Here is a 2,938-nt window from a genome sequence, read left to right as displayed (position 1 = left end):
TAGAATTTCCGGATTTTTCGGGCTATATTTTTGAAAGGATTTGACATGATTTTAAATTTTTAATCTACTAAATAGATTATATCTACTAATTAATTGTTATATTTGTATAAAATAATGAGGTGGAGGACTTTATACCCCCACCGAGTTACTAAAGAAACAGCCTTATAATATTTGAAATTGCTGCGAACAACTTCAATTTAAAGCTATTTTTAGTCTTTTTGTAACTCAATTCAAATCTGAATCTCATTATTTTACTATTAAAAATACATTACTTCAAGAATGTATGTCTTGGTATTTGACTTTCAAATACTTTATAAAGATAATTCATTTTCTTGAATTTACAAATTAAAACCGCAATAAAATGCGGTTTTTTTTCGTTAAAACAAAATTCATAAAACAGGAGAGATATAAACCATAAAGTATTGTTATTGTTTGATTTTCTCCTGAATAAAAATACTTTTAGCTATTGTCAAAAAGTCAATAAAATAATCAAAAGACTCCTTATTCTTGAATTCAAAAATAATATCTGGGTTGAAATCTTCAATAGTTCTTTCACTTCCATTCTTATAAATACCCGGTACGCCTTTACTGTCTTTTTTAAATAAAAGGAACTTCCGTGACAGGTCAGGAGTATATCCAGCAGAGAAGGAAACCGTTCCGTCTCCAAAACTCACTATAGTAACATTTTCGTTACTTCCTACTTTAGCTTTATGTATCATGATCAAATTTTTGACAAAGCTAAAAGAGAAGAGCGACAAAATATGTCGCTCATATATTTTATTACTATGTTATTCTAAATAATCTTGTCTAACTATAAAACCTATCCAGAAGAAAGCTACCGGATCAATCTCTTGACCATCTTTCACGGTAAAATGAATTGTAGATGAGTACTCTCCTCTTTTAATGTCAATATCCAATTTTTCACGTACCTGCTGAGCTAAACTATAAGTTTCAAAAGCTTCTTCTATAGCTTCAATATGTTCATTTTGGGAATTTAATTTAAATTCTTTCATTGTTGTAAAATTAATTTTCAGATCCGGATACTCTTTGCGGATACCCGTATTTTTCGTTATATAATTGATTCTCTAGCTCCTGTTTAACATTAATCCAGTCTTCGCTATGCTCACGAAACTCTTTATAATACACTTCATCTATCCACTGATTTTTATGCATTTCTAAATGATGAATGACGGCAATTTGTGCCATTAGCAAAGCCGCTTCCGTGTAGATTCTGGATTCAAGATCATCAGTGAAAGTACTTTTAACAAACTGGATCAATTCAGCAGCTTTCTTTTTAATTTTATCATTAGGTTCCATCAGTATTTTCTTTTCTTGTAAAAATTAGGAGGAATAACACCTCTGGGCTTTTTATCGATGTACGTTTCTTCAAGTTCTTCCACAGCTCCAGATACTATCATCTTAATACTCTCCTTCATCGCTCCGGTTTTTGCTTGAAAGGCTCCAATGGCAGCATTTATCTCATGTAAAGAATAACCGTTCGCCTGGCAAAATGCAGACAATTGTTCTCCTGAGCCGATGATAATTAAATTTTCAGGTATTTTATTGCTCATAACTTACAGCTGTTTTGAGTTCAGTATTTCCCTCTTATAAAATCTCGTTTTTGCAGCGCACCTGCCATTTCTGAATGTTTTAAGCTCAAATCTTTCGGAGAATAGAACATCGTACACAGCAAACAATCGGTACAGGAATATGTATATCCTTTTTTTAAACCACAGTTTCATTGTCTACTTTTTTATGTTTAACCCAGCCATATTTTATAAGATCATCAATACTTAATCCCATCCATGGCAATGCGTAACCTTTGGAACGGAGGTAGTCAACCTGTGGTAATTCTAATGTGATTTGGTTTTCGTGACAAGAAACCATCTGTTTACCACTTTCTATGTTCTGAAATTGTTCAGTTGCCGAGTAATAACTTTTAGCTATCATTAACGAATCTTCATCTGTAATATCTTCAATAGATTTTAGCTCTAAATATCCATTAATTATTAAATGTCCTATCCAAAAAACATTTCGGTCAATTACCTGTAACGAAGTTTGCTCGGGTAAATAACTCCTTTTTACATTTTGCCCATAATACTGAGCGAAAAACTTTGCTTTATTCTCAAAATTATTTTCCATTGTCAATTGTTTGTAAGTTTATTGCAACACCCCTCCCTATCAAGCCTTGGAAGTCAATATGCCATTCACAAAGCATTTGAACAGTCTTATAACTCATGTCAACTTCTATTAAAGACTCTCTAAAGCTTAAAATTTCTTTTCCATCCATTTTGGATAAATCAAAGCAATAAGCTTCTAAAATTCTATGCAACGGCACGAAGGTATCTCCGCCATGCGTTATTTCCTCTGTCAAATCCGACATTGGCCGGAGAAGGGGGAAGGTATCATCTAATGCCATTGTTATAATATCCTCTGTCGTGCCGTTCTCATTTTCACCTGCCCATAATTCAGCGTGTTTATGATTTAACAGATCATCTGAAAGCCCCATTAATGTGAACAGTATCGGCTTCCCTTCGTTACTTTCTCCCATTGCATGGCAACTTAGTCCATACGGCAAATAAGGAGCAAGATCCTTTAATTCTAGTTTATTCATTGTCTTTTACTCTTTTTAACCCGTCTTTAGTCATTTTTACGCCCAATTTCTGCCAAGATGCTTTATTATTTGGAATCATATCTTTTTCAATTCCATCATAAGGAAGTTTCTGAAATAATTTTTCTGCGTCTTCTACAGATATTGGCATATTATTATCTGAATCATGATAACCTTTTTCCGGGGTTTCATATATTCCGGCATTCTCTTTAGAATAGCAATAGCCGGCATTATTTGTCCTCCATAGGGTTATAAAGTCTTCGTGACGCCTTGTGTGCGTTAGCGATATAATGTAGTTCATTGCTTTACTTTGTTGATTAGTTCTTC

7 protein-coding genes are annotated in these 2,938 nt (G+C 33.2%); all 7 read right to left on the bottom strand.

Annotated elements, in window-relative coordinates; translation table 11 throughout:
- Nucleotides 1-425 precede the first annotated feature (425 nt).
- Nucleotides 426-719, bottom strand: coding sequence for a hypothetical protein (locus ATE49_RS10190; RefSeq protein ID WP_065082089.1), 294 nt, complete (start codon nucleotides 717-719; stop codon nucleotides 426-428).
- Between the two features lie 69 nt (nucleotides 720-788).
- On the bottom strand, nucleotides 789-1,013 hold the full coding sequence (locus ATE49_RS10185; RefSeq protein ID WP_065082088.1) for a hypothetical protein: 225 nt from the start codon (nucleotides 1,011-1,013) through the stop codon (nucleotides 789-791).
- A 10-nt stretch (nucleotides 1,014-1,023) separates the two neighbouring features.
- Nucleotides 1,024-1,317: a hypothetical protein gene (locus ATE49_RS10180; RefSeq protein ID WP_065082087.1), complete on the bottom strand. Its 294-nt coding sequence runs from the start codon at nucleotides 1,315-1,317 to the stop codon at nucleotides 1,024-1,026.
- Entirely contained in the window at nucleotides 1,317-1,571 is a 255-nt protein-coding gene (locus ATE49_RS10175) for a hypothetical protein (protein WP_065082086.1), read from the bottom strand. The genes ATE49_RS10180 and ATE49_RS10175 overlap by 1 nt, the downstream gene beginning before the upstream one ends.
- Before the next feature lie 154 nt (nucleotides 1,572-1,725).
- A complete protein-coding gene (locus ATE49_RS10170; RefSeq protein WP_065082085.1) occupies nucleotides 1,726-2,142 on the bottom strand; it encodes a hypothetical protein in 417 nt (138 codons plus the stop codon).
- A complete protein-coding gene (locus tag ATE49_RS10165) occupies nucleotides 2,132-2,614 on the bottom strand; it encodes a hypothetical protein (protein ID WP_090346991.1) in 483 nt (160 codons plus the stop codon). Before ATE49_RS10165 ends, ATE49_RS10170 begins: the two co-directional genes overlap by 11 nt.
- A partial coding sequence (locus ATE49_RS10160) for a hypothetical protein (protein WP_221407069.1) occupies nucleotides 2,607-2,938 on the bottom strand: 332 nt, incomplete at its 5' end. The genes ATE49_RS10165 and ATE49_RS10160, both read right to left, overlap by 8 nt.

Origin of the sequence: Elizabethkingia miricola, assembly GCF_001675285.1 — a bacterium.
GTDB lineage: Bacteria > Bacteroidota > Bacteroidia > Flavobacteriales > Weeksellaceae > Elizabethkingia > Elizabethkingia miricola.
Note: the sequence above shows the minus strand (reverse complement) of the source record. Positions and strands in the feature narration are given on the sequence as shown.